Annotated in this window: 18 protein-coding genes and 1 pseudogene; 17 read left to right on the top strand and 2 right to left on the bottom strand. The window is 64.8% G+C overall.

All coding sequences use genetic code 11. The features are described 5' to 3' along the window. Nucleotides 1-243 precede the first annotated feature (243 nt). From HZB53_15590 to HZB53_15530, 13 genes and pseudogenes are all read left to right on the top strand, one after another. A pseudogene (locus HZB53_15590) lies at nt 244-423 on the top strand (nucleoside hydrolase). Between the two features lie 13 nt (nt 424-436). Continuing rightward, nucleotides 437-1,126: a nucleoside hydrolase gene (locus tag HZB53_15585; GenBank protein ID MBI5879069.1), complete on the top strand. Its 690-nt coding sequence runs from the start codon at nt 437-439 to the stop codon at nt 1,124-1,126. A 256-nt stretch (nt 1,127-1,382) separates the two neighbouring features. After that, nucleotides 1,383-2,312, top strand: a complete 930-nt coding sequence (locus tag HZB53_15580; GenBank protein MBI5879068.1) for a nucleoside hydrolase — start codon at nt 1,383-1,385, stop codon at nt 2,310-2,312. Between the two features lie 155 nt (nt 2,313-2,467). Further along, nucleotides 2,468-3,403, top strand: a complete 936-nt coding sequence (locus tag HZB53_15575) for a carbohydrate kinase family protein (GenBank protein MBI5879067.1) — start codon at nt 2,468-2,470, stop codon at nt 3,401-3,403. Nucleotides 3,404-3,597: 194 nt separating this feature from the next. After that, a complete protein-coding gene (locus tag HZB53_15570; GenBank protein MBI5879066.1) occupies nt 3,598-4,392 on the top strand; it encodes a BtpA/SgcQ family protein in 795 nt (264 codons plus the stop codon). A 12-nt stretch (nt 4,393-4,404) separates the two neighbouring features. After that, entirely contained in the window at nt 4,405-5,412 is a 1,008-nt protein-coding gene (locus tag HZB53_15565) for a hypothetical protein (protein MBI5879065.1), read from the top strand. A gap of 8 nt (nt 5,413-5,420) precedes the next feature. Further along, entirely contained in the window at nt 5,421-6,344 is a 924-nt protein-coding gene (locus HZB53_15560; protein MBI5879064.1) for a carbohydrate kinase family protein, read from the top strand. A gap of 352 nt (nt 6,345-6,696) precedes the next feature. Next, complete coding sequence (locus HZB53_15555) at nt 6,697-7,839, top strand: SIS domain-containing protein (GenBank protein ID MBI5879063.1); 1,143 nt, start codon at nt 6,697-6,699, stop codon at nt 7,837-7,839. 26 nt (nt 7,840-7,865) lie between these two features. Next, nucleotides 7,866-9,602 (top strand): adenine deaminase, encoded by a 1,737-nt coding sequence (locus tag HZB53_15550; protein ID MBI5879062.1) that lies wholly within the window; start codon nt 7,866-7,868, stop codon nt 9,600-9,602. A 4-nt stretch (nt 9,603-9,606) separates the two neighbouring features. Next, nucleotides 9,607-10,524 (top strand): hypothetical protein, encoded by a 918-nt coding sequence (locus HZB53_15545; GenBank protein MBI5879061.1) that lies wholly within the window; start codon nt 9,607-9,609, stop codon nt 10,522-10,524. Continuing rightward, entirely contained in the window at nt 10,521-11,060 is a 540-nt protein-coding gene (locus HZB53_15540) for a GNAT family N-acetyltransferase (GenBank protein MBI5879060.1), read from the top strand. Before HZB53_15545 ends, HZB53_15540 begins: the two co-directional genes overlap by 4 nt. Before the next feature lie 38 nt (nt 11,061-11,098). Continuing rightward, nucleotides 11,099-11,989 carry a site-specific DNA-methyltransferase gene (locus tag HZB53_15535; protein MBI5879059.1) on the top strand — a complete coding sequence of 297 codons (891 nt, stop codon included), beginning with the start codon at nt 11,099-11,101 and terminating at the stop codon, nt 11,987-11,989. Further along, a complete protein-coding gene (locus tag HZB53_15530; GenBank protein MBI5879058.1) occupies nt 11,986-12,735 on the top strand; it encodes a cytosolic protein in 750 nt (249 codons plus the stop codon). The genes HZB53_15535 and HZB53_15530 overlap by 4 nt, the downstream gene beginning before the upstream one ends. Nucleotides 12,736-12,905: 170 nt before the next feature. Here HZB53_15530 and HZB53_15525 read toward each other — a convergent pair whose 3' ends face one another. Beyond that, nucleotides 12,906-14,159: a hypothetical protein gene (locus HZB53_15525; GenBank protein MBI5879057.1), complete on the bottom strand. Its 1,254-nt coding sequence runs from the start codon at nt 14,157-14,159 to the stop codon at nt 12,906-12,908. 299 nt (nt 14,160-14,458) lie between these two features. Between HZB53_15525 and HZB53_15520 the strand changes: the two genes are divergently transcribed. Beyond that, complete coding sequence (locus HZB53_15520) at nt 14,459-15,943, top strand: hypothetical protein (GenBank protein MBI5879056.1); 1,485 nt, start codon at nt 14,459-14,461, stop codon at nt 15,941-15,943. Nucleotides 15,944-16,024: 81 nt separating this feature from the next. On the opposite strand, the gene HZB53_15515 is transcribed toward HZB53_15520, so the two are convergent. Then, a complete protein-coding gene (locus HZB53_15515; GenBank protein MBI5879055.1) occupies nt 16,025-16,756 on the bottom strand; it encodes a hypothetical protein in 732 nt (243 codons plus the stop codon). A gap of 155 nt (nt 16,757-16,911) precedes the next feature. On the opposite strand from HZB53_15515, the gene HZB53_15510 reads away from it, so the two are divergent. The 3 genes from HZB53_15510 to HZB53_15500 all read left to right on the top strand — a co-directional run bounded on the left by HZB53_15510 (nt 16,912) and on the right by HZB53_15500 (nt 20,676). Further along, on the top strand, nt 16,912-17,388 hold the full coding sequence (locus HZB53_15510; protein MBI5879054.1) for a 50S ribosomal protein L9: 477 nt from the start codon (nt 16,912-16,914) through the stop codon (nt 17,386-17,388). A gap of 781 nt (nt 17,389-18,169) precedes the next feature. Beyond that, on the top strand, nt 18,170-18,718 hold the full coding sequence (locus HZB53_15505; protein ID MBI5879053.1) for a DUF4878 domain-containing protein: 549 nt from the start codon (nt 18,170-18,172) through the stop codon (nt 18,716-18,718). A gap of 17 nt (nt 18,719-18,735) precedes the next feature. Beyond that, on the top strand, nt 18,736-20,676 hold the full coding sequence (locus tag HZB53_15500; protein MBI5879052.1) for a DUF3842 family protein: 1,941 nt from the start codon (nt 18,736-18,738) through the stop codon (nt 20,674-20,676). Nucleotides 20,677-20,874: the final 198 nt, after the last annotated feature.

Raw genomic sequence — 20,874 nt, 5'->3', positions numbered from 1 at the left:
GTGAACGGTGAACAGCGAACGTAGCGGTCACTGTTCACCGTTTTCTCACGGCGCCGCGTATCTCTGCGCGACGCGTAGAAGCGTCGATTGTACGTTTATGCTATGCCCCGCGTTGTTCGCCACCATCCGCCATTCATGCTGGCCGCCACTCTGCACCGTTAACCGTTCACTGTTCGCTCTCTGTGTGAGGATCTGCCGTTGCATCGTCTCCTGATTGACACGGACCCCGGCGTTGACGATTCCATGATGATGCAGTGGGCGTTCAAGCGTCCCGACGTCGACGTGGTCGCGATCACCGCGGTGTTTGGCAACGGCGGCTCGGCGATCACCGGGCGCAACGCGCTCAAGAACGTCGAGATCGCCGGGCGCAGCGGTGTGCCGGTGGCGCGCGGCGCGGAGAAGCCGATGCTGCGCGCGCAGCGGGCGCGGCGCGACGGTGCATGGCTCCGACGGACTCGGCGAGTCGAACCTGCTGCACCCGGCCGGTCAGCCGGTGTCGATGCCGGCCGCGCAGTTGATCGTCGAGACTGTCAACCGCTACCCGAGCGAGATCGAACTGCTGGCGGTCGGCGCTCTGACCAACGTGGCAACGGCGGTGCTGCTGGACCCGGGCATCGTGCAGAAGGTCAAACAGGTCGTGATCATGGGCGGCGCGGCGACCGTGCGCGGCAACGCTACCCCGGTGGCCGAAGCCAACATTCGCTACGACCCCGAGGCGGCGCGCATCGTCTTCAATGCCGGCTGGCCGCTTACGATGATCGGTCTCGATGTGACGATGCGGGTGGTCGCCAGTGCGGCGCAGTTGGAACAGATCTACGCGGCGCAGACGCCGGTCACGGAGTTCCTGAAGGCGATCGTGCCGTTCTATTTTCACGGCTACTACAAGCGCCACGGCGTCACGGGGCTGCCGGTGCACGACTCGTCGGCGCTGGCGTGCATCCTCGACCCATCGCTGTTCACGTGCGAGCAAGTCTACATGCACGTCGAAACGCAGAGCGAGCGCACCTTCGGGCAGACCACGCCGGACTTCCGCGGCCAGTGGGAGCAGGCGCCGAACGTGAACCTGGCGCTTGGCGTCGACGCGAAGCGCCTGCTGGCGATGTACGCGGCGGAGATCGTCCGCTAGTCAACGGATGTGTCAACGGATTGTTAGCGGATCAACGGATGGAGGGCGCTTTATCCGTTCATCCGCTATCCATCGGTTGACCGGCAGGCCAGACAACGGACAAACGGCCGTGTTAACGGATATTGAACGGATCAACGGATGGAGGGCGCTTTATCCGTTCATCCGTTATCCATCCGTTGACCGCAGGCGCGCATAAACGAACTGCGCGGGCGCATCGCAGAGCGTCCGCACAACATGCATGACAGAGGAGCAACCGATGCACCGATTGTTGATTGACACCGATCCCGGCGTCGATGACTCGATGATGCTGCAGTGGGCGTTCAAACGGCCCGACGTGGACGTGGTCGCGATCACTGCCGTGTTTGGCAACGGCGGCTCGGCGATCACCGGGCGCAACGCGCTCAAGAACCTCGAGATTGCCGGACGCAGCGGCGTGCCGGTGGCGTGCGGCGCGGACAAGCCGCTGATGCGCGTGCGCAGCAATCGCGGTTCGACCGTGCACGGCGATGACGGGCTCGGCAACTCGAACCTGCCGTTCCCGAGCGGCAAGCCGGCGTCGCTGCCGGCGGCGCAGATGATCGTCGAGACGATCAACCGCTACCCGGGTGAGATCGAACTGCTGGCCGTCGGCCCGCTGACCAACGTGGCGACCGCGGTCCTGCTGGATGCGTCGATCGCGCAGAAGGTCAAGCAGGTCGTGATCATGGGCGGCGCGGCGACGGTGCGCGGCAACGCCTCGCCGGTGGCCGAAGCGAACATCCGCAACGACCCGGAGGCGGCGCGTATCGTGTTCAACGCCGGCTGGCCGTTCACGATGATCGGCCTCGACGTGACGATGCAGTCGATGATGAGCAGCGAGTATCTGGAGCGCATCTACGCGGCGCAGACGCCAACCACCGATTTCATCAAGGCGATCGTGCCGTTCTACTACGCCGGCTACTTCAAGCGCATGGGCATCTCCCAGATGCCGGTGCACGACTCGTCGGCGCTGGCGTACATCCTCGACCCGTCGCTGTTCACGTGCGAGAAGGTCTACGTGCATGTTGAAACGCAGAGCGAGCGCACTTTCGGGCAGACGTCGCCGGACTTCCGCGGGCAGTGGGAGCAGGCGCCGAACGTGAATCTGGCGCTCGGCGTCGATTCCAGGCGCTTCCTAGAGACGTACGCGGCGGAGATCGTGCGCTAGCGACAACGGACGCTGGTCGGTGGCTTCGCGCCACCGACCGATAAGCGCACCCTGGCGTGAGGCCAGGGTGCATCGAACGGACAAACGGATGGAGGGCGCGTCAGCCGTTTGGCCGGCGTCCATTCGTTGATCGGCAGGCGGGCAGACCAATCATTATGAGCGCGGACATCGTCGGCGTCGGGCAGTGCGTGATGGACCGCATCGTGCGCGTGGAGGCTTTGCCGGCGCCGGGGCGCACCACCGTCACCACGTCGGATGTCGAGGTCGGCGGCGGCATGACCGCCAATGCGCTCGTGGCGGCGTCGCATCTCGGCCTGCGCACGGCCATCGTCGCCGGCATTGGCGATGACGACACCGGGCGTCGCATCCGCCGCGACCTGGAGATGGAAGGCGTCGATACGCGCGGCCTCGTGGCGCGGCCGGGCACGCGCTCGCCAAGCTGGATGATGGTCTTCGATGCCGCGGGCGACCGGCTCGTGATGCTGTTCAACCGCGACACGATGCAGTCACCGCTTGCGGACGACGTGGACCCGGCCCTGTTCGACGGCGCGCGCGTGTACTTTACGGACTTTAACGCTCCGGCGGCGTCGGAGCACGCGGCCGGTCTGGCCCGCGCGCGCGGCCTGAAGATCGCCTGCGACATGCAGGCTTCGCTCGGCGCGTATGAACGGCTGGGCATCAGCGAGGCGCACATTCGCGGCATCCTCGACCGCGCCGACCTGTTCATGCCGTCGGTGGACGGCGTGAAGTCGCTTACGGGCAAGCGCGAGCCGCGCAGGGCGCTGGAACGGATCATGGCGCAGTACCCGCGCGTGACGATTGCGCTGACGCTCGGCGCGGACGGCTCGCTCATTGCCGCCGGCGGCGAGATCATCACCGTGCCGGCCTTCCCGGTGGCTGTGGTGGACATCGTCGGCGCGGGCGACACCTACCACGCGGCCCTGGTGTACGGGCTGTATTTCGCGAAATGGCCGCCGCCACGCGCCGGGCGCTTCGCCTCGGCCGCCGCGGCGATCAAGTGCATGCGCGTGGGCGGGCGCAGCGGCCCCACGCGCGCGGAGGTCGAGTCGTTCCTGGCGCAGCGCGAATAAAAACATTAACCGCAGAGAACGCGGAGGACACAGAGAGAAACTTGGGAACAACGCATTAACCGCAAAGTACGCAAAGGCCGCAAAGAAAACCTTCCTCTGAATCTGTGGGTAATGCGAATGGAACGGATCGATTCACTTGGTGTTTCTTTGTGTCTCTTCGTGGATCATGACTCTCGACAACGATTGGAGCATGCATGGCATCGCTTGAACTTGGCAAACGCAAATTGATCATCGGCATGGTGCACTTACTGCCCCTGCCCGGCTCGCCGGACTACAGAAATAACTTCGAGGACGTGCGGCGGCGCGCCGTGCAGGACGCGCAGGCGCTCGCTGACGGCGGCATTGACGGCATGCTGATTCAGAACCGCTGGGATCGCGCGACCAGCCGCGACGCCTCGTCGCCTGAGACGGTCGCCGCCATGACCGTGATCACGCAGGAGATCGTCAGCAAAGTCAGCGCGCCGGTCGGCGTGCACATTCTGCGCAACGATTTCATCGGCTCGCTGGCGGTGGCCAAGGTCTGCGGCGCGGCGTTCATCCGCGCGACGGCCGTGGTCGGCGCGACCTATCTGGCGCACGGCATCCTCGAGGCGCGTCCGGAGGAGTATATCCGCTACCAGACGCGCATGGCCGCGCAGGACGTGCAAATCATGGCCGATATCTGGTCGATGCATTACAAGCCGCTGGTGCCGACGCCGGTCGAGGAGATCGCGCGGCAGGCGTCGTCGATGCGACTGGCCGATGCGGTCGTCGTGGCGGTGACCGACGCGAACGAGATGGTCGAGATGGTGAAGACGATCAAGGCGGCGAACCCCGGCCTGCCGGTGATCCTGGGCGGCTACACCAACGCGGGCAACATCGGCAAGCTGCTCTCCGTGGCCGATGGCGCGATCGTCGGCCGCACGTTCGAGCGCGACGCGGGCAAACAGCAGGGCGAAGTACTGGCGGAGCGCGTGCGCGACTTCATGCGGGTCGTCCGGGCCGGATAGCCCGCACACCGCATGGAGAACTTCAACCCGCAACTGACGCCTGGACTGGCGGTGGTCATGAGCCTGTTCGCCGCGTCGCTGTGGGGCTCGTGGTTCGTCGCGCTCAAATACCTGGGCGATTACCCGCTGGACGGCTTTATCGTCACGCTCTGCGCGACCTCGGCGGTCTTCGTCTGGATCGTCGGACTGGCGCTCGAGGGCCCGGCTCTGGCCGGCAACCTGTCGGCCGTCTGGCGCGATGACCCGGCGCGCATCGTCGTCACGCTGGCCTGCGGCGCGATCTATATGGCGGGCATGCGCTTCTCGCTGACGGTCATGCGCGTGATCGGGCTATCGGTGGCGCAGCCGATCCAGTCGTCCATGAATATCGCCATCGGCACGACGATCACGGTTGTCGTCGGCGGCCTGCCGGCCGGTGTGTCGCCGCTGATCGTCGCGCTGGCCGCCTTCTCGCTCATCGGGGCCGTTGTGGCGTCGATGCACGCCGGGCAGCTGCGCAGCCGGACGCAGGCGCAAGACGCGCCGGATTATGTCAGCGCACGCGATCTCTGGCGCGCGCTCGGGCTGGTCGCCATTGCCAACCTGATGACGCCGGCCTACCCGCTGGCGCTGTCGTTTGGCCTGCGCTCGACGACGCAGTCGCACGGCATGGCGGTCCTGCCGTTCATGGCGATGCTGGCGACCGGCGCACTGATCGGCGGCCTGCTGACGGCGGGCGTCAACCTGACGCGGTGCGGCCTGTGGGGCCGGGTCTTTGAAGCGCCGTTCCGCACGCACCGCTGGGGCATCGGCACCGGCCTGTTTCACTACGGCGGCAATATCATTCACACGTTCGCGACCGGCTTCCTGAGCTCGGCGGTCTCGTGGCCGCTGGGGTTGACGTCCGGGCTCTGGACGCAAGTCTGGGGCCTCGTGCACGGCGAGTTCCGGGGCGCGACGCGCGCCGCCTTCGGCTGGCTGTTCGCCGGCATCGGCCTCTATCTGCTCGGCGCGTATCTGGTCGCTTTCGTGCGCTCCTGATCGGCGCTATGTCGAACGAACTAAAGCCGCTGGATGTCATCGCCGCCGGGCGTGGCACCATCGATCTCGTGCTCGAAGTGGACGGCCTGCCGGGCCATGATCAGAAGGTGATGGGCAAACTCGTCGGCTGGCTGCCGGGCGGCACGGTGGCGAACTTTGCCTGCGCCGCCAGCCACCTGGGGCTGCGCACCGGTTTCCTCGGCTCGGTCGGCGGCGACCAGTACGCGCAGATTGTGCTGGACGACTTCACACGCTTCGGCGTGCAGACGGACCACATCGAGCGGCGGACGGGCAACGCAACCGGCCTGACGGTGGTGATGGTCGATCATACTGGCGAGAAGGGCGTGGTCGTCGTGCCGACCTACGCGGATCCGTTCGTCATCGACGCGGCGGCGCGCGCTTACCTGGCGACCGCGCGCGTGGTGTACAGCATGCCATACGCGCTTGACCGGCTGCGGCAACTCTCAGACGCCGTGCACGCGGGCGGCGGGCGCTGCGCACTGGATATCGAGCGGACAGTCGCCTCACGCGGCGACAATCTGAAAATGGTGCTCGGCCTGTGTGACATCGCGTTCTTCAACGTCGAAGGGTTGGAAGCGGCGACCGGCCGCGACGACCCGCGCGCCGCTGCCGAGTTGCTCGCGCTGGGACCGGATGCGGTCATCGTGACGCTGGGCGCGCGCGGCAGCATGGCGTTCACACGCACGGGCGAGGCAGCGCATCCGGGCTTCCGGGTGCCGGTCGTGGACACGACCGGCGCGGGCGACTGCTTCAACGCGGCGTTCCTGCGCGGCTACCTGCATAGCTGGCCGCTGGAGCGTTGCGTGACGTTCGCCAACGCCGCGGCCGCGCTGTCGGTCACGCGCATGGGCCCGCGCGCCGCTGTGCCCGATGAAGGCGAAGTCGAGGCGTTCCTGGCGCGGGCGGGCTGAAAACCGATCTTCATCCGCGAATAACGCGAATCTAAACGAATACAAGCATTAACCGCAAAGAACGCAGAGGACGCAAAGATAAACCTGTGGGCTTGCTGAAAAGCATTAACCGCAGAGAACGCAGAGGACGCAGAGGACGCAGAGAAGAACCATTGGGCTTGACTGTGGTGATAGATGAAGCCGCGAAAGCACACAAGGTTGCGCGAAGCGAGCAACGCAATTGATTCGCGAAGAGCGCGTTATTCGCGGATTGAATCGGGTTTTCTCTGCGTTCTTTGCGTTCTCTGCGGTTAGAGGTATGTGTGTTTCTTCGTGTGGCTTTGTGGATAGCAATCTCAAGGAGGCAACAACGATGAGCGACAATGAAATGCGGGCCGCCGTGTTCAGCAAGGGCGATCTGATCGAGCAAATGGCGCCGGAACTGGACCGGCGCGCGCGCGACGTACTGAGCGCCGCCGAGTGCCGCGAGATCAGCGATGTGTACCTGACCGGCTGCGGCGACTCGCACCACGCCTCGCTGGCGACCGAGATGGCGTTCCAGCAGTGGACCGGCGTGCGCACCAAGTCGCTGACGGCGATGCAGTTTGCGCGTTACGAGGCGTCCGCGCTGGCGCGCGCGGGCGGGCGCGGCGCGGCCGTGTTCAGCACCTCGGTGTCGGGCGAAGTCTCGCGCACAATCGAGACGACCGTGCTGGCGCGCAAAGCGAGCGCGCGGACCATCGCCTGCACCGGCTCGCCGGCCAGTCGCATCGCACAGGCGGCCGAGCGCGTCATGAACATCGCGCCGCCGGCGGGTCCCGGCGGCCCCGGCGTGCGCGGGTACACCACCTCGCTGCTCGGACTCTACCTGCTAGCGATCCACATCGGCGAGTCCAAGGGCGTGCTGAGCGCCGCCGAGGCGCAGGCGAAACGCGATGCCCTGCGCGCGACCGCCGCCCTGGCGCGCGCGACCGCCGAAGCGACCGATGCGCCGGCGGCCGAACTGGCCGCACAGACCAAAGACGCGTCGACCTACGTCTTCTTCGGCCACGGGCCGAACTACGCGAGCGCGCTGTTCAGCGCCGCGAAGATCATGGAGGCCTCGGGCGACCACGCGCAGGGGCAGGACACCGAGGAATGGGCGCACCTGCAGTACTTTGTGCGCGAACGCACCACGCCGACGTTCATCATCGCGCCGCCGGGGTCAGGCTACAGCCGCGCCGCCGAACTGCTGCCGATCATCAATCGCATCGGCCGCCCGGCCGTCGCCATTGTCGCCGCCGATGATCGCGACATCGCCGCGCGCGCCAGTCGGGTGCTGCCAGTGCCGGGCGCCATCGACGAGGCGATCTCGCCGCTGGTCTACTGCACGGCGGGCGAGTTGTTCGCCGCGCATCTGGCGGCCGCGCAGAACCTGCCGTACTTCCGCGGGCGCAGCGGCCCGTGGGATCCGGCCACCGGGGGCAACGCCATCCGCACCAGCCCGATTCAAGATCAGTTGACGGTGAACAATTAACCGTTCACTTCTCCTTGGGAGTCCCTATGACGCTAGTCCAGGCCGCGCTCGGCAAAATCAAGCTCGACACGCTCATCCAGAATGTCCGGCTGGCCAATGTTATCACTGGCGAGATTTACCAAGCCGATATCGGCATCTACCGGGGGCAGATCGCCATGGTGGAGCCGCCGGGCACACAGCCGCCGCGCGAGGCCGCCGAGGTGATCGACGGCGGCGGCCGGCTCGCCGTGCCGGGGCTGATCGACTCGCACCTGCACATCGAGAGCACGCTGGTCACGCCGGCGCACTTCGCGGAAGGCGTGCTCCCACGCGGCACGACGACCGTCGCCGAAGACCCGCACGAGATCGGCAATGCGATGGGCCTGCCCGGCATCCGCCTGTTCTGGGAAGCCAGCCAGAACATCCCGCTGAAGGTGCTCTACCTCGTCTCGACCTGTGTGCCGGCGGCCAAGAGCCTGGAGACGGCCGGCGGCGAGATCGGGCCGGAGGAAGCGCGCGAGATGCTGACGTGGGAGGGCGTGATTGGGCTGGCCGAGGTCATGGACATGCACGCCGTCATCGGCGAGTGGCCGCACATCGCCGGCATCCTGGCGGAAGGCAAGAAGGCGCGCGGCGTGATCGAGGGCCACAACCCGGTGCTGCGCGGGCGCGAGCTGAACGCCTACATCGCGGCCGGCGTGGACTCCGACCACACGCTGGCGACACCCGACACCCTGCGCGAGAAGATGCGGCTCGGCGTGACCGTGCAGTTGCAGGAGCGCTACCTGAGCCGCGAGGTGATTGAAGCGGTCACGTCGCTGCCGTTCGAGCCGGACGTCTGCCTCGTGACCGACGACGTCGCGCCGGACTACCTCGAAGACCGCGGTCACCTCGACCAGGTGCTGCGCAAGGCGATCGCGCTCGGCATGCCGCCGATGCTGGCGCTGCGCGCGGTGACGATCAAGGCGGCGCGCCGCATGCGCTTGTATGACCGCGGCGCGATCCGGCCCGGCCTGGCGGCCGACATTGTGCTGGTCGATTCGATCGAGGCGTTCAAAGTCGACACGGTGCTGGTTGACGGGCAGACGGTTGTGCGCGGCGGCAAGCTGCTCTGGCATGCCACCAACCAGAACAAGCCGCTGGCGGCGGCGCACGGCACGGTGAAACTGCCGCTGCTCGACGCCGAGGACTTCGCTATCGCCGCGCCGGTGCAGACTGGCTCGGTGCGCGCGCGCGTCATCCTGTCCGACAAGCAGGGTACGACGACCAGGCTCACCGAGGAAACGGTCGAAGCGCGCGACGGGCTCGTCGCCCTGCCGCCCGGCGACGACCTGGCGTACATCGCCGTGTTTGCGCGCTACGGGCATAACAACGGGCGCGGCTTCGGGCTGCTGCGCGGGCTGGGGTTGACGGCCGGCGCGGTCGCGACGACCTACGCGCACGACGCGCACAACCTGTGCGTGATCGGCCGCGACCTGCGCGACATGGCGACGGCGGCCAACGCGGTGATCAGCGCCGGCGGCGGCATGGCGGTGGTGCGCGACGGGCAAGTGACTGCACTGATCGAACTGCCAATCGCAGGCATCATCTCGCCGCACCCCGTCAGCGTGGCGGCGGCGCAGGTGCGGCGCTTCACGGAAGCGATCGCGGCGGTCGGCGTCGTGCACCCCGCGCTGCTGATGCGCCTGTCGACCTACACGCTCTCGGTCAGCGCCGGCCTGCGCATCACCGACCACGGCCTGGTGAACGCGAACACGCGCGAGCCGGTCAGCCTGTTCGCCTGAGCCGATGGCGCCGCGTTACGTCTCGCTGGCGACCGTCATCATCGACGACATCGTGCTGCCGACCGGCGAGACGCGCATGGGCGAGCTCGGCGGCGCGGGCACGCACGCCATCGCGGGCATGCGCGTCTGGTCGGCGGCGCTCGGCATGGTCGGCGCGATCGGCGCGGACTGCCCGCCGTCGATCCGCGCGCGGCTGGCGGCGTACGGCGTCGACCTGTCGGGACTGATCGTGCGGCCGGGCTTGCCGACGGCGCGCGCGTGGCAGATCTTCGAGTTCAACGACCACCGCACGGAGATCTTTCGCAACAGCCTCGACACATTCCGCGCCGCCACGCCCCGGCCGGACGAGATTCCCGCCGACTGGCTGCAGGCCGATGGCTGGCATGTGCAGTGGGGCACGCCGGCCGGCCTCGCCGTGCTGTTTGCGCGCATCCGCGCGGCGCGCACCGGCGCGCGCATCTTCTGGGAGCCGACCTTCAGTCAGGTCGACGCGGGGCTTGCTGCGCTGCGGCCGCTCTGCCCGCAAGTCGATGTCTTTTCGCCAAACTTCGAGGAAGCCGCGCGCCTGTGTGGCACGAGCGATCTGGATGCGATCGTCGCCACGCTGGCCGGCACGGGCGCACCGCTGCTCGCGCTGCGCATGGGCAAAGCAGGCTCGCTGGTGCATCGCCACGCCGACGGCCGGACCTGGCGCATCCCTGCCGCGCCGGCGCAGGTGGTCGACGTAACCGGCGCGGGCAACGCCTACTGCGGCGGCTTCGTCGTCGGCCTGTGTGAGACGGGCGACCCATTCGAGGCGGGGCTGCGCGGCGCGGTCTCGGCGTCGTTTGCCGTCGAGCAGTTTGGCCCCGCGCCGGTGGAGCGCTTTGCGCCGGATGAGATCGCGCGGCGGCTGGAGTGGACGCGTGGGGAGGCACGATGACCCAGACCGTTCCGCAACTGCGCATGGGCTTTCGGCGTTTTGATACGCTGCCGCCGCCCACCTTGCCGGAGCCTTATCGCCTGCGGCGCTACCGACCGGGCGACGAGGATGCGTGGATTGCTTTGCTGTCCGCCGGCGAGTTTGGCGCGTGGGACCGCGCGCGGCTGGATGGCATGCTCGCCGGCAATCGCGGACCGATGCCGCTCGACGGCATCTGCTTCGCGACGCTTGCCGACCGTCCGGTGGCGACAGCCTGCACGTACCTTCATCAGCTCGAAACGGGCATCATGCCGGAAGTCGGCTGGGTCGTGGTCGATCCCGCGCGGCGCGGGCAAGGGCTGGGCAAGGCAGTCTGCCTCGCCGTGCTCAACCACATCCGCGATTTGGGCTTTGGCTATGCCTTCCTGTTGACGGAAGACTTTCGCATCCCGGCGATCACAATGTACCTGCGGTTTGGCTTCGAGCCGGAGATGATCGATCCGAGTCATCCGGCATGGTGGGCGGCGATGCGGCGACGCACGATCAACGGGTACTAGTAATGCAGGAGATGGTCTATAATAAGATGAATACTACCATGGAATATCAGAACAAATTCATCCACGGCGATTGCGAGGAGGTTCTGCAAAAACTTCCAGACAATTGCATTGACTTGATCTTCACATCGCCGCCGTATGCCGATCAGCGCAACCATACCTATGGCGGAATACACCCCGACCATTATGTCGAGTGGTTTTTGCCCAAGGCCGCGCAATTTCGACGTGTGCTGAAACCGACAGGCACCTTTATTTTGAATATCAAGGAACGCGTGGTCGGCGGCGAACGTCATACGTACGTACTCGAACTCATAATGAAAATGCGATACCAGGGTTGGCTTTGGACGGAAGAGTTCATGTGGCACAAAAAGAACTCCTACCCGGGGAAATGGCCCAATCGTTTTCGCGACAACTGGGAACGACTTATTCAGTTTAACAAGGATAAGAGGTTCAATATGTACCAGGATGCCGTGAGAATACCCGTCGGTAATTGGGCCAAATCGCGTCTGGCTAACCTAAGTGATATCGATAAGACACGCGACGAATCGAAAGTCGGTAGCGGCTTTGGCAAAAATGTTTCAAATTGGGTAGGTCGCGATATGGTGTATCCCAATAACGTCTTGCATATGGCGACGGAATGTGGCAACCGCAACCATAGCGCCGCATTTCCAACAGAACTGCCTGCATGGTTTATCAAACTCTTCACCTTGCCGGGTGATCTTGTGCTCGATCCGTTTGTCGGATCAGGCACGACAGCGCTTGCCGCAGTAGAATTGGGGCGTTATTACGTGGGGATCGACATCAATCGCGAATTCGTAGAAGAGTCACGCCGCCGGGTTGCAAATGCGCAAATACGCCTACCCAACGTAGCCGAATTGAAGTCATCTTACTCGACAACTCGAAGCAAGAAGTCGGCAAGTCGGAAACCATGAACTCCTTGAATCTCAACGATGTCAATGCTTATGTCAATGAGCATATCGTCGCGTTTCATCAGCAAAGGCTATCGTCGCTCCAGCAGTTGACTCTTCCCAAGCTCGTACGGAAGAACCCTTACCTTTTTAGGGCGAAGAACGTCAATGCGGCATCCGAACTCATCACGGGGCTTCTCGATGCATTTCTTTCTTCGTCTGAAGAGAAACTGTTCGGCGATTTTCTAGAGCATCTTGCCATATTCGTCGCAGAACGCACAAGCGGTGGTCAGAAATCATCCGCTCAAGGTGTAGATCTCGAATTTCACAATGACGGGATTCACTATCTCGTTTCAGTAAAATCTGGGCCAAGCTGGGGCAATAGTTCGCAACACACGCAATTAGAGCGAGACTTGAAAAATGCTGTTGCGCGTGTCAAACAGCTGAATCGAGGCGCTAACGTCGAAGCCGTATTGGGCATCTGTTACGGAAAAACCAAAACGAGTCGATTGCGAGGTTATTTGAAGGTGGTAGGTCAGAACTTCTGGTATCTGATCAGTGAGAACCGGGACCTTTACATTGACATCATCGAGCCAATCGGCTATCGTGCCAAGCAGCATAACGACGCATTTGACAGTGAGAAAGACAATCTGACAAATAGGTTAACGAAATCTTTTATCGAGCGATACTGTACTGCCAATGGTGCGATCGATTGGGTGCGCTTCGTCCAGGCGAATAGCGGCAACTACGACTTGGACAGATTCTTCTAATAGAGACCGGATGCGCGACATCGGGCATTGAACGATGCGGCGATGCCAGTATTTGCACGTCCGGCAAGCCACGCCCAGCGCAATGTTTGTATCGCGGCTTACGTCTCCGGCATCAATTAACGCAGCGCAGGTGTCATGCCCGCGCTGTTTTTGTTTGTGTCTGCGCCCGATCAATACCGGAAGCGGTATTCACGGTCGACGCCGACGCTCCGCGTCCCATCCGGCAGGCGCAGCGCCAGCGTCAGCGGCGCGGACACGCTCAGCGTTGCCTCGAATGCGTCGCCGGCGGGCGAGACCGCGAGATTGACTTCCGCGTCCGCGATCCGCAGGCGCTCGATCGTGTGCGCCTCGCGGAAGCGCGGCGTCCAGTGCAGGGTGCGCGCCGGTGCATCCACTTCCAGCCCCAGCACGGTCTCGATCAGCGTCGCCACCGACCCGATGCCTGCCGTGGGCACGAAGTCCGGCTGCGCGATGCTGCCCGGCTCGATGTAGTCCGGCATGTAGTTCTCCCAGTGGCTGCGCGTCTCCTTGAACACATGGGAGATCGTCGTCACGTGATTATCGGCGGCGCGTATCGCCAGGTCGCTGAGCCCATACCGCTCCAGCCCGCGCAGGATGACGTAGTTGTCCAGCGGCCAGACGGAACCCCGGCCGGAGGCCCCGCGCTCGGCGTAACGCGGATGGTCGGCGGACAGGCACGGGAAGGCATGCACCCGCCAGAACTCGTCCGGGTCGGATAGGTGCGCCGCGATCCGCCTCGCCTGCTCAGCGTCGGGCACCCTCGCGATGAGCGGCCACAGCCCGGCTGTCGTCTTGATCGATGAGCGCGAGCCATCGGCGCGGCGGTCTAGATAGAAGCCCGTCTCGCCGTCCCAGCAGAGCCGGTTAATCAGCCCGGCCAGCGTCTGCTGCTCGGCGGCGTGTGCCTCGGCCGCGCTATCTTGTCCCACGGCTCGCGCGATGGCAGACAGGCAGCCGGCGGCCAGCGTCATCTGCGTGCTGGTGTCCACCGCCTCGTCGCATTCGCGCGGCGACGTCGCGTCCGGAGCCCAGTTGCCGAACAGGCCGCTGGGCTGCCGCAACTGCTCGGACAACCGGGCGTGTTTGGCAGCCAGCCGGGGGTACACACGCGCCAGCCGGTCGCGGTCGCCGCTGTGCTGGTAGAATAACCATTCGGCCCAGGGCAGCAGGGGAGAGGTGTGCTCGGTTGCCAGCAGCGTATCCAGAACGCCCGCGGCGCGGGGCCGGTCGCGGCTGTAACGCGCGTAGAGCACGAAGGCACACGCGTGAAACCCGTAGGTTCCGATGCGTTCGGCCTGCCGATCCCACAGCGACCACGCGCCGTCATAGGCCATCATCCAGAGCGGGTGGCGGGGAATATCAATCAGCGGCGCGTCGGCGGGTGTTGCGGTGCGATTGGTCATGACGGCTTTATAGCACCCGCACGCGGGTGTGTCAATTGTGTGTTGCGCGCGATGCTCGCCTTCGACAGGCGCCCCTTCGACAAGCTCGGGGGGGCGCGCCGCCAGCGGTCATCGCCTGAGCCTGTCGAAGGCGAATACGTGCGGGACACTACCCTCCTTCAACAAGTTCCGGCGAAGGCTGAACGAACACGAATCGGATAAAGCGACAATCTGGCAAAGCGTCCGCGTGAAAAAACCGCTATTTGCCAAGCCCATTGTTTCATGTTAGCCTTTGCCCGATAAATACCTTGAGGTCGTGCATGGAACGTCGAACCCTGATCTTACTTCTCGTGCCGTTTATACTGGCTTTGAGCACGGCATGCGATTCCGGTGCGCCCTCGCCGACGGCTGCCGCGCCTACCACCGTTGCCCAGGCCGGCAGCAAGCCGACCTTTACGGTCATCAGCCCGTCGGATGGTGCGCTCGTCGCGCAAGGCTCCACCCTGTCGGTGCGCTCGTCGGCTGCCGACCCGCGCGGCATCACCAAGGTCGAGCTGTGGGTGGATGGCGTGCTGTATCGCATGGACATCACGCGCGAGGCGGAGGGACTGCCGAGCGTCACTCTGACGCAGACGTGGCCCGCCGCCGATCTCGGCCCGCATGTCCTGCTCCTGAAAGCGATCAATCGCGACGGCGTCGCCAGCGATCCGCTGACGTTGAGCGTCAGCGTGGTGCCGCAGAGCGCGGTTACGCCGTCTGGTACCCGCACGCCGTCCGCCACAGCGGGCGCTGCGCCCGCCGCCACGACCACGCCGGTTACCGTGGTCCTGCCGAGCCCGACGCCGTCCGCCTGCGAGCCGGATGCCGCGTTTGTTTCGGACGTGACGGTGCCGGATGGCACCGCCTTCAAGCCGGGCGACCCGATTGTCAAGACGTGGCGCGTGCGCAACAGCGGCAAATGCGGCTGGGAAGCAGGCTACCAGTTGACCTTCGTGGACGGCAACCAGATGGGGGCGGCCAAGACGGTTGCCGTGCCGCCGACCGCGCCCAGCGCGACGGCCGACATCACGGTCCGTATGACCGCCCCGGCGACGCCGGGTGATTACACCGGCAAGTGGAAGCTGACCACGACCAGTGGCGTGCTCTTCGGGCAGACGCTGACAATCATTGTGAAAGTGAGCGGCCCTGCCACGCCAACCCCGCCGCCGACTCCAACCGTGGCGCCAACGCCCGGTGCGGCGGCGATCTCCTTCGTCGCCGACCGCACCACGATCCCGTACGGCGATTGCGCAACGCTCAAGTGGGATGTAGACAATGCACTGTCCGTCAAGCTGGACGGCAAGGGCGTGGTTGGCCACGACGCGCGCCAAGCGTGCCCGACAGCCACGACCGACTATGTATTGGAAGTGTCCATTACTGGCGGCAGCGACCCGGTGGAGCGGACGGTCACGCTGACGGTCAACCCGCCGCTGCGCGCTGCCGGCGCCACGATCAACGCTGGCGATTCGGTGGACCTCAAGACGGCGATCAAGAATACCGGCGATGTAGACATTTTATGGGATGCCACGAAGACATTGTTGCCGAAGAACGGCGCGACCTTCGCCGTAATCGGGATCAAGAGAGCGCTGACTGATGTTCAGCAGTCTGAGTGTCTAAATGCCACCAATTATAGCAACGGGAATCTGACGAGTAGCTCGGTGGCGTCCGGTATCGTAATTTGCTTCAAGACCGGTTCGGGGCGCAACGGCAAGCTCTTTATAACAGATTCATCCGGGCCGCTGTCGTTCCAATGGGTGGTCTGGTAGCCGCCAGCGATCGATAGCAAGAGGGGCCGTCTCCAATCGGAGACGGCCCCTTTCTTATTGTGTGCGGTGCTTCGGCGCGAGTTACGGGAATATCCAATCAGCCTTGAAACGGTTCTTCGTGCCGGGCTGGCCGCAGACGTCGACGCCGTCGGACACGCCGACCAGCTCTTCTGAGATCGGATCATCCGACAACTGTACACTCAAGAAGATGTGCCAGGTGAACTTGTTAGCCAGCTTCGGAAACTCGGCGTTCCATGAGCCGTCGGTTTCGTTTGGGAAGTCCTTGTAGGCGCCCGGATTCGCGAACGGTGGCGTGTTGAACCCCTCGATCCACAGGTGCATGGCGGCCGTGCGCGCCTTGCCAGTGATCAGCGATCCGTCCAGACGCAGGATGCGGCCCTCCACCTTCGTCCCGTTCGGGAACGTGCATTCGTTGGCTGTGCTCGGCCGCCCCGCATCCACCCAGCGCGCAAACGGCCGGGTCGGCAGGGGTGTGCTGGTTGGCGGCGCGGCGGTGAAAGTGGCCGTCGGCGGCCGGCGGGTCGGCGTCAGGGTCGGCGGCGCAGCGGTCGGGGTCTCGGTTGGCGGCACCAGCGTGTTGGTTGGGGCCGTGGTGGCAGTCGGCGCTTTGGTGTTTGTGGCCGTTGGCACCGGCGTGTCGGTATCGACCGGCGTGGCAGTCGAAGTGGGTCGGCGGGTGCGGGTGGGTGCCGGGGTCGGCGTTGGCTCCAGCAGGCCGCCAAACGAGCAAGCGCTGACCAGTATGGCGAACAGGATGAGCGTCAGAGTAACAGAATAGGGTCGTGCAGGCATTCACAAACCTCCGTCAGAATGAACGGATTATAGCATGCGCCATCTGATTCGGAAAACAACCTGACAGCCAGCCATCCAGATTTGCGCTTTGGCGCAACCTCATGTATCATAATTTCCCGCGCCGCACATTGCGGCCTTTCATTTGTCCGTGGAGGATGGCCGTGCAGATAAAAGTATTGCTGACCAAAGACGTTGACAATCTCGGCAAAGCCGGCGAAATTCGCCGCGTGGCGCAGGGCTATGCGCGCAACTTCCTGTTCCCGCGCGACCTGGCTATGCTGCCGACCGAAGGCGCCGTGCGCCATGTCGAGATCTTGAAGCGCGCCGCCGGCAAGCGCAATGCCAAGCTGACTGCCGACGCGCAGGCGTTGTCCGCCCGTATCGCCGCCGCCGGGCTGACCTTTAAGGCGAAGGTGGGCGAACAGGGCCGCCTGTACGGCTCGATCACCAGCCAGGATATCGCCGACCAGTTGGCCGAGAAGCTGGGCCTCGAAATCGACCGCCGCAAGATTGAGCTGGCCGAGCCGCTCAAGCAGGTGGGCGAGCACAAGGTGCTCGTGCAACTGCACGGCGAGGTGAAGGCGACCGTGACCGTGCAGATCACGCCGGAAGAAGAGCCCGCTGCGGCATAACCTGCCGCCAGTTGTTAACCGGAAACATAATCCCGCTTCGTTCTGAAGCGGGATTTTTCTATTTCATCGCATGCAGCGGCCGAGCAAGTTCGTCTGCGCGTGCTTGATGGCTCAAGACGGGTGTCTTTCAGATTGACGACCGGCTCCCGGGCAGTACAAGCCGTCACTCCCGCGAAGGCGGGAGTCCAAGGGCAACACTTCTGGATGCCCGCGCTGGTCGGCGGCTTCGTTGCGCCTGGGCCTCCAGCCCAGGCGTGCTTAACGTCCGGCGGCGCGAAGCTGCTGGACAGCACCGCTGACCGTTATGCGCCCGCTGGCCCGAAGCTAGCAGGCAACGGCATGACGGCTTGCTGGCCCAATAGCCGCCCTAGAAGTGAAATGCGCCCCAAACCCGATTGACTGCCCTCCACCGAAGTGCTACACTGTAAGTGTTCGATGACACGCAGCATGTAACGCACAGAAAACGTGGCGCAGATGACGCAGAGCGCACGTGGCGAGCCATTCGCCCGGGCAGGTTCGACGCCGGCAACGCGACGAAAATCGCGAGCGCCGGCGTTTCATGTTTGTGCCCGGTCGACTGTGATAGTTGACGGATTTTGGCGGCATGTGGCGTGATAGGGCACGCAACCGATGATAGTATGGACCTCGTAAGGCAAGACGAACGAGCACAAGCCACGTCGGAGACCCGCGATGAAACACCCCGGAAGCAAATAGTCCTAACCTGTCACGCAGGCGCAGAGACAAGACTCAGCCACGGCAGTCCATTGACGAAAGGAGTCCTGTGATCGAAAAGCATACAACGCCGTCCAGCGCGCCGGTACCACGCTCTCCCGACCGCTTCCTGATCGGCATTGTCGCGGGCGCTATCCTGCTGGTGGTTGCCGCGCTGGTCATGATCGCCATGCAGCCCGCGCCCGACTACCTGCCCGACACGACGCCGGAGAACATCGTCAAGAACTACCTGCTGGCGCTCCAGCGGAGCGACTACGCGCGTGCGCGCGAGTATCTCTCGCCGAGCCTCAAGGGTTACCCGGCCAGCGCGAGCGATATCGCGGATATGGCAACCCGCAACAATTACGCTTACTACGGGTTGTCCGGCGCCTCCGGCGCCACGTTCACCGTATCGAGCGCGGAGCCGTTGAACAACAGCGCGGGGACCGTGCGGGTGCGCGTACGGGTGCGCCAGTTCAACGGCGGCGGGCTGTTCGGCGGCAGCGAGCACAGCAGCGAGTCGTATCTGGACGTGACAAAAGTCAACGAAACATGGAAAATAGCCAACGGTGATCGCTGGTTCGCCTATTGCTGGACACAAACAAGCGGCTGCCGCTAAGCCAAGAGGAGATCATCATGCAAACCGTGCGACGCTGGTATACCTACGTGATCTGCGCGATCAGCCTGCAGGCCGTGGCTTGGGCGCTGATCGGGCTGGCATGGCAGTTTATCGACACCTACAATGTGCTGACCACGGCGTTCCTGATCGCCGTGATCATCGTCGGTCTGCCGATCTTCATTGCGCACTGGCTGTGGGCGGCGCGGCTGGCGCGCAGCGACCCCGACGAGCGCGAGAGCAGCATCCGCTGGTTCTACCTGTTTGCGATGCTGGCTGCATTCCTGACGCCGGTGCTGATGACCGTGTTCGCCCTGCTCAGAGACTGGCTGGCCGTGGCGTTCAACCGCGCGCCCGCCGTGTTCGACCGGGACACCCAGCACAGCCTGGTCATGCTCGTCGTGCTCGGCCTGTTCTGGCTCTATCATGCGCGCATGGCGCGCCGCGACACGCATGCCATGCCGTTGGAAGAAGCCAACGGCGCGATTCGGCGTCTGTACCTGTTCGGCTTCAGCGCCGGCGGTCTGCTGGCCACCGTCTGGGGCGTCGATGCGCTGCTGCGGCTGCTGCTGGGCGCGATCGGGACCACGCCGTTCGCCGGGCGACTCCTGTTGAGCGCAGAGATCGCGCGGCTGGCCGTGGGCATCCCGCTCTGGCTTATCAGTTGGCAGTCCGCCCAGCGCCTCTATGCCGGGGACAACGCCGACGAGCGCGACTCGGCCCTGCGCAAGCTGTACCTGTACGCGGTGATCGGCGCGTCCGTGTCCGTTGCGGTCACCAACGCGACGATGATCCTGGCCTGCCTCTTCCGCAACGCGCTCGGCCTGCCATCCATCGGCGACCTGCGCGAACCGCTCTCGTGGATCGCAGTCTGGGCGGTGGCCTGGGCGTATCACGCCGTCATACTGCGCGGCGACATGCGGCTCGGCATCGGGCCGCGGCAGGCGGCGGTGCGGAGGCTATACCGTTACCTGATCGCCGGGATCGCGCTCGCCGCGTTCCTGGCCGGTATCATCGGCGACATCGCCACCATCATTCGCATGCTGGCCGGTGAAGCATTTGGCGCAGCCACCAAGGAAACGATCGCGTGGTTCAGCGCCGCACTGATCAGCGGGCTGTGCGTCTGGGTCTACCCGTGGCGGCTGGCGCAGGCCGACGCCCTGCCGGCGGGGCTGTCGGGTGCGGACGAGCGCCGCTCGACGATCCGCAAGTTGTACCTCTATCTGTATATCTTTGCGGCGACGATCTCCGTGCTGGGCGGCGCGATCTATATCGTTTTCCGCCTGCTGAGTATCGCGCTCGGCGACCGGTTCAGCGGCAACCTGCTGGCCGACCTCGGCGTGGCGCTGGCGTTCATCGCAGTCGCCGTGGTCGTGTGGCTCTATCACGGCGCGGCCTTGCGCGGCGACGGCCGTCTGCTGAACGCGGAGAAGGCCGGCCGCCAGGCGGACATGCGCGTGGCGGTTGTCGATGCCGGGCGAGGCGCGTTCGGGCAGGCGGTACTGGCGGCTTTGCACCGCGAGTTCCCGTCGCTGGCGCTCGTGCCGATCGGTCTGACCCCGGAGGCGGCGCAGGCGATGGGCGGCGACGGCATCCAGGCGGTCGAGCATTTGACCGGCGCGAACTTAATCGTCGGGCCGTGGCAGATCGCCGTGGCCGGCGCGGCGGGCGGCGCCGTGACGGCCGCGATCGCCGGCGCGGTGTCGGCCAGCGCTGCGCACAAACTGTTGGTGCCGGTGCGCGCCGACAACTGGGATTGGGTCGGCGGCGAAAGCGGCAACGACCAGACGTTGGCGCACGAGACCGCGCGCGCGGTGAAGCAGGTACTTGAAGGCGAGGATGTTAAGGGGCGTGGCGCTTCGCCGTGGTTCATGCTGATTGGCGGCGGGATCGGCATCTGCCTGCTGCTGCAACTGGTGAGCGCGCTGCTGTCGGTGGTCTCGGCTGGCATGTTCCGATAGCGATCATCAACGACTCGCGCAACCAACACCGGGCCACTTCATGGCTGGTGTTGGTTTGTATTTGTTTACCGCGTCTGCCGACGCATATTCGTTGGTGTTGCCGCGTGTCCGGCCTGGTCGGCCGCTCGATGGCCGCATGCGCGATGCTGCTGGCACGACTCGTATTGAATTCTCACTTGAAGCATGCCGAGCGCGCCT

Source organism: Chloroflexota bacterium (assembly GCA_016235055.1).
GTDB lineage: Bacteria > Chloroflexota > Anaerolineae > JACRMK01 > JACRMK01 > JACRMK01.
Note: the sequence above shows the minus strand (reverse complement) of the source record. Positions and strands in the feature narration are given on the sequence as shown.